This window comes from Flavobacterium sp. (assembly GCF_049240005.1).
Classification (GTDB): Bacteria; Bacteroidota; Bacteroidia; order Flavobacteriales; family Flavobacteriaceae; genus Flavobacterium.
Genome location: NZ_JBMLTK010000111.1, coordinates 1 through 4,736 on the forward strand (window position 1 = coordinate 1; position 4,736 = coordinate 4,736).

7 protein-coding genes are annotated in these 4,736 nt (G+C 40.4%); 5 read left to right on the forward strand and 2 right to left on the reverse strand.

Annotated features, from left to right (window positions below; genetic code table 11):
• Positions 1-181 precede the first annotated feature (181 nt).
• From ACOVQQ_RS11315 to ACOVQQ_RS11330, 4 genes are all read left to right on the forward strand, one after another.
• Positions 182-370: a hypothetical protein gene (locus tag ACOVQQ_RS11315; protein ID WP_421818290.1), complete on the forward strand. Its 189-nt coding sequence runs from the start codon at positions 182-184 to the stop codon at positions 368-370.
• A complete protein-coding gene (locus ACOVQQ_RS11320) occupies positions 367-753 on the forward strand; it encodes a type II toxin-antitoxin system death-on-curing family toxin (protein ID WP_421818291.1) in 387 nt (128 codons plus the stop codon). Before ACOVQQ_RS11315 ends, ACOVQQ_RS11320 begins: the two co-directional genes overlap by 4 nt.
• Before the next feature lie 303 nt (positions 754-1,056).
• Complete coding sequence (locus ACOVQQ_RS11325) at positions 1,057-1,338, forward strand: type II toxin-antitoxin system RelE/ParE family toxin (protein ID WP_421818292.1); 282 nt, start codon at positions 1,057-1,059, stop codon at positions 1,336-1,338.
• Positions 1,339-1,350: 12 nt separating this feature from the next.
• On the forward strand, positions 1,351-1,656 hold the full coding sequence (locus ACOVQQ_RS11330; RefSeq protein WP_421818293.1) for a HigA family addiction module antitoxin: 306 nt from the start codon (positions 1,351-1,353) through the stop codon (positions 1,654-1,656).
• Between the two features lie 333 nt (positions 1,657-1,989).
• Here the strand turns inward: ACOVQQ_RS11330 and ACOVQQ_RS11335 are convergent, their stop codons facing one another.
• Positions 1,990-2,553: a PIN domain-containing protein gene (locus ACOVQQ_RS11335; protein WP_421818294.1), complete on the reverse strand. Its 564-nt coding sequence runs from the start codon at positions 2,551-2,553 to the stop codon at positions 1,990-1,992.
• Positions 2,537-2,998 (reverse strand): helix-turn-helix domain-containing protein, encoded by a 462-nt coding sequence (locus ACOVQQ_RS11340; protein ID WP_421818295.1) that lies wholly within the window; start codon positions 2,996-2,998, stop codon positions 2,537-2,539. The genes ACOVQQ_RS11335 and ACOVQQ_RS11340 overlap by 17 nt, the downstream gene beginning before the upstream one ends.
• Positions 2,999-3,178: 180 nt before the next feature.
• Between ACOVQQ_RS11340 and ACOVQQ_RS11345 the strand changes: the two genes are divergently transcribed.
• Positions 3,179-4,624 (forward strand): S41 family peptidase, encoded by a 1,446-nt coding sequence (locus ACOVQQ_RS11345; RefSeq protein WP_421818296.1) that lies wholly within the window; start codon positions 3,179-3,181, stop codon positions 4,622-4,624.
• Positions 4,625-4,736 lie beyond the last annotated feature (112 nt).

Consider the following 4,736-nt stretch of genomic DNA (forward strand, 5'->3'; position numbering starts at 1 on the left):
AATTGTATTGTTTCAGTTCAAAATCGCATAAAAGCCAAGTTATTCTAAAACGCAAATAAGATAAATTCCATAAATGAAGTGTTCGATTTAGGGGAAGCCGATACAGTGCTCCCCAAAAAAACAATCAACGTACCTCATTGTAAACGCTACGAAGCATTTTCTATTTTTTGTATATTTGAACATGACCAAGACAGAGATACAATCTGAAATCCAAAAAGTCTTAGACAGCGTACCAGAAACTGTCTTAAAAGACGTTTTAGACTTTCTAAAAGAGCTGAAAGAACAACCAGCAGACAAAACTCGGCTGGCAAGTAACTTGCGTCAAATTCTTGCAGACGACAAAGATTTACTTGAAAAGTTGGCTCAATGATTGACCTACAAGATGTTCTCAACATTCATACTATTTTGATCGACAAATTTGGCGGGACCAAGGGGCTGCGAGACAAGAGCTTGCTCGAGTCGGCTATTAATCGACCTTATGCAACTTTCGACAAACAAGATCTTTATCCGAATCCTGAAGATAAAGCGGCAGCAATCTTAGAAAGTTTATTGATTAATCATCCATTTCTTGACGGAAATAAACGAACAGCGTATGTACTTATGCGTCTGATACTTCTCGACTACGGACTAGATATTCTTGCCAATCAAGATGATAAGTACAAAATGGTTATAGCTGCAAGTACCGGTGAAATGAAGTTTGAAGCTATTAAAAACTGGATTCAAGTGAGACTCAAAAACAAATACGACGAGTAAAATAGGCTACACCGCTTGGAGAGGAGTAACAGTAAAATACATGTAAGTTCCAAATGTACTGCCTGCGCACATTCCTCGCGTGAGGGGTTGCAGCGGAAATCTTGTTTTATGATCTGTTTCACGCAAAAAACACTCCAATAGCTATCAGGGGAGCGTAAGACGCGACGGCGTCTGACACATCTTTCCAGCACTGAGGCGCTGGCACGCCCAAAAAACAATTATTCATATATCTGAATAAGCTGATATTGTATTTTACCGCGCGATAATTTTTACTTATCTTTGGCGTTAGTAACGCGAGAAGTAATGATAATATCATTCGGTGATAAAGAAACCGAACTAATTTGGAACGGACAAGTATCACGCAAATTGCCCAGAGAAATTCAAGAAACTGCGCGGCGAAAATTGAGAATGATCAATAATTCCGTAGATGTGAACGACTTAAGAATACCTCCCGCGAATAGGCTTGAAAAACTGAAAGGCAATTTGAATACACATTATAGTCTTCGAATAAACAATCAGTGGAGAATCATATTTCAATGGAACAACGGAATTGCACAAGATGTGCAAATTGCTGATTATCATTAATAAACATAGTAAATGGAACGATTAAAAAACATAAATCCAGGCGAGGTTCTGCTGGAAGAATTTTTGATTCCAATGAACATTTCGCAGTATCGATTATCGAAGGATTTAGATATTCCGCAAACGCGAATTTCGGAAATTATCAAAGGGAATCGAAGAATTACTGCTGATACAGCTGTGAGGCTAAGTGCTTATTTCGGCAATTCGGCTAAGTTTTGGTTGGGTTTACAGGACGATTACGATATTGAAAATGAACTTCACGAAAAATCAATCGAAGTGCAGCGCATTCAAAATATCCGAAAAGACAAATTTGTTGCCTAATGAAGAAGTTGCAGTTTGAAAACTTCAAATAGAACAATACAAATTACTTTAAATGGTACTTTTTTGTTCTGTCGTTCATGTTTTGTAGGTAATGCAGTAAATACGCGATTTCTTTAGTAACGGAATGAATACTAAGCCACCAATCGTCTCCCTGTGCACATTCCCCGCGTGAGGGGTTGCAGCGGAAATCTTGTCTTTTGATCCGTTTCGGGCAAAAAATACCCCGATAGCTATCGGGGAAGCGTAAAACCCTACGGCGCCTGATACATCTTCCCAGCACTGAGGCGCCGGCACACCCAAAAAGGTAAAATCAAGTTTGTGTGCTTTCTGATTTTATAAAAGTGCGTGTAAATAGTCGGCAGTTTCCGGTAGCCCAGCTTTGCGCAATAAATCTAATACTTGAAATTCGTTTAAGGGTGGTTTTCTTTTGTTATGAACCAATTCTTTAAAAGCTGCCAGCGCTTTTTCTTGATTTAAGTCGATAATATCCGTGCAAAATTCGTCGGCCGATTTAGCTGAAATTCCAAAAGAACTCAGATAAGTTACAGGAAAATCTCTAAGATTGTTTGTTACGATCAATTCAGCGTTTGTTTTTATAGCAGCGGCTAAGACATGACGGTCTTTTGAGTCGGGTAATTGTATACTCTCAATAATACCTTCGTAATTGTGAACAAGAGCGTCGGGAAACGCTTTGTTAGCAATATTTATCCTGCTGATAGCCAAGTTTTCAGGAACGCCACGGCGAATCATTACATTTTTCCATTCATCAAAAATGTTTTCACTCCATTTAGGTGTGTATAAATCGTAATGTGCGAACCAAAACAATAAATCTCGTATGATTATTGGATAAATAACATTTGTATCTAAAACGGCCTTGTATCTAACACTGTGAATCATATAAACCCAGATCCTCGTCAAAATTCATCATATCAATAATGTGTTTCTTTTGTTCCGACTTCATCGATTCGCGATAACGCAAAACATCTTCGAACTTAAGTCGCCTATGTTTGCCAACTTTAGTGTGACTAATTTTGCCTTCTTCCAATAATTTAACCAAATAAGGTCTAGAACAACCTAAGATTTCCGCCGCTTTTTGTGTAGTGATCTCCGTCGCGACAGGAACAATCGATAACGTAGTCCCTTGACTCATCGCTTTTAAAATGTCGCTCAAAAGAATCAAAGCTCGAGAGGGAATTGTAATTCTTTCTTTCGTTTTCTCTAACTCAATTTCCGTCTGCTCCGAATGTATTTGTCCAAGAGCAGCAGCAAGAGTTGCATAGGACTTTGTTGCAGCGTTTTGTTCCGACTTCGTAGGCTTCTGTACCAGTGCTAAGGTGTTCATTTTTAAATATGATTTAATATGTTTGGACCAATGGGTTTGTTACAAAATTAATCGAATTATTCGAAACAAGCAAAATAAACGAAATGACGATACACGGTTTTGGAAGCGTAAAACACCTGCTGTCCTTTTTACATAATTGATAATTTTTCCTACTTTTAGCTAACTAATCATCTTGCCGTTATGAAGCACTTGATTTTTTCCGCACTAGTTACTCTTTTTACGGGCGTATTAAACGGATTCGCACAAGCTGAAACCTGCAACTGCTCCGAAAATTTACAAAAACTCGCTGCCAAAACCCAAGAAAATTACGCCGGTTTTCCCGCGAAAGTCAACCCAAAAACACAAGACAAATACAACAAACTCTTGCAGAAACTTCAAAAGGAAGCCGCTGCAATTAGCCAACCCAAAGCCTGCTATTACCTACTCAAATCGTACATCCGATTTTTTGAAGACAAGCATTTTATCTTGGCGTACAACAACGAAAACGACTTCGATAACGAGCAAATTTCGCTTACCGAAACCGAATTTAAAAACGCGTATAACGCTAAGAAAGCAGCTCCAATAGAAGGTGTTTGGGTAAATCCGGAAGGCACATTAAAACTAGCCATTAAGAAAACAGCGGACAAAACCTTCAAGGCAATTGTACTCGAATCGGTCGATAAAAAGCTCCAAGCCGGGTTGGTTTATTGTGTTTTTACGCAAACCAAAAACGGATTCATTGCCAAAGAATTCGACAGTTTCATCAGCACCGATTCGCCCGCACGTTTGCGTGGAAATTTGCTGCAAATCTGGAACAGCAGCATGTTCGGCCGACAATTTCCGCAGATAATGAACGCCACCGAACGTCGGGAACTCGATACCTGGCGCAACAACAATAAAGGTTTGGATTTTAAAAAGCTATCCGATAAAACGGCCTATCTAAAGGTAACCACTTTTCAAGCAAACGACGATAAGATTCAGGCTTTAGTGGCGGCAAACGACTCGATTATCCGCGCCACCGACAATCTGATTGTTGATCTTACCGGAAACGGCGGTGGAAATACGGGCTGGGTAGCATTTTTGCCGTATTTTCTAACCAATCCGGTGGTGCAATACAGTTCATTTGTACGCGTAACACCCGAAAATGTGGCGCTAAAATTAAAAGACTTGGAGTTTTTTGTGCTCAATCCGATTCCTGCCGAATACGAAAAGTATTTCCCAGCCGAGGTACTTGCCGCGTACAAGCGTGCCTATGCTGAATTGCCCACCACAACCGATGCCTTTTATCCGGTTCCGGGAGTAACTTTTCCGCTGGAAACCATGCTACCAAAACCCAAGCGCATCGCCTTGTTGGTCGACGATCTCTGCGGAAGCTCCACCGAATACTTCTTCTCGCTGAGCAAGCAAAGCTCAAAAACCACCACCTACGGCACCAACACCATTGGCATGATGGATTACGAAGGCATGTCGGTTCCCACAGCACTGCCGTACGGCAAATACATCTTAACGATTCCGATTGTAAAATCGAGCTGGACCGACACCGCACCAATCGACAAAACCGGCTTTACGCCCGATGTAAGCTTAAAGCACCTCCCCGTACAAGATTGGGTTCCCTATGTACAAAAGCAGCTGGAGGAGCAGGAGTAGGGGGGAATTTATCAAAATCTAGTTTTTCGTGTCTAGCTTCTAGCTTCTAACTTCTAGCTTCTAACTTCTAACTTCTAACTTCTAACTTCTAACTTCTAACTTCTAACTTCTA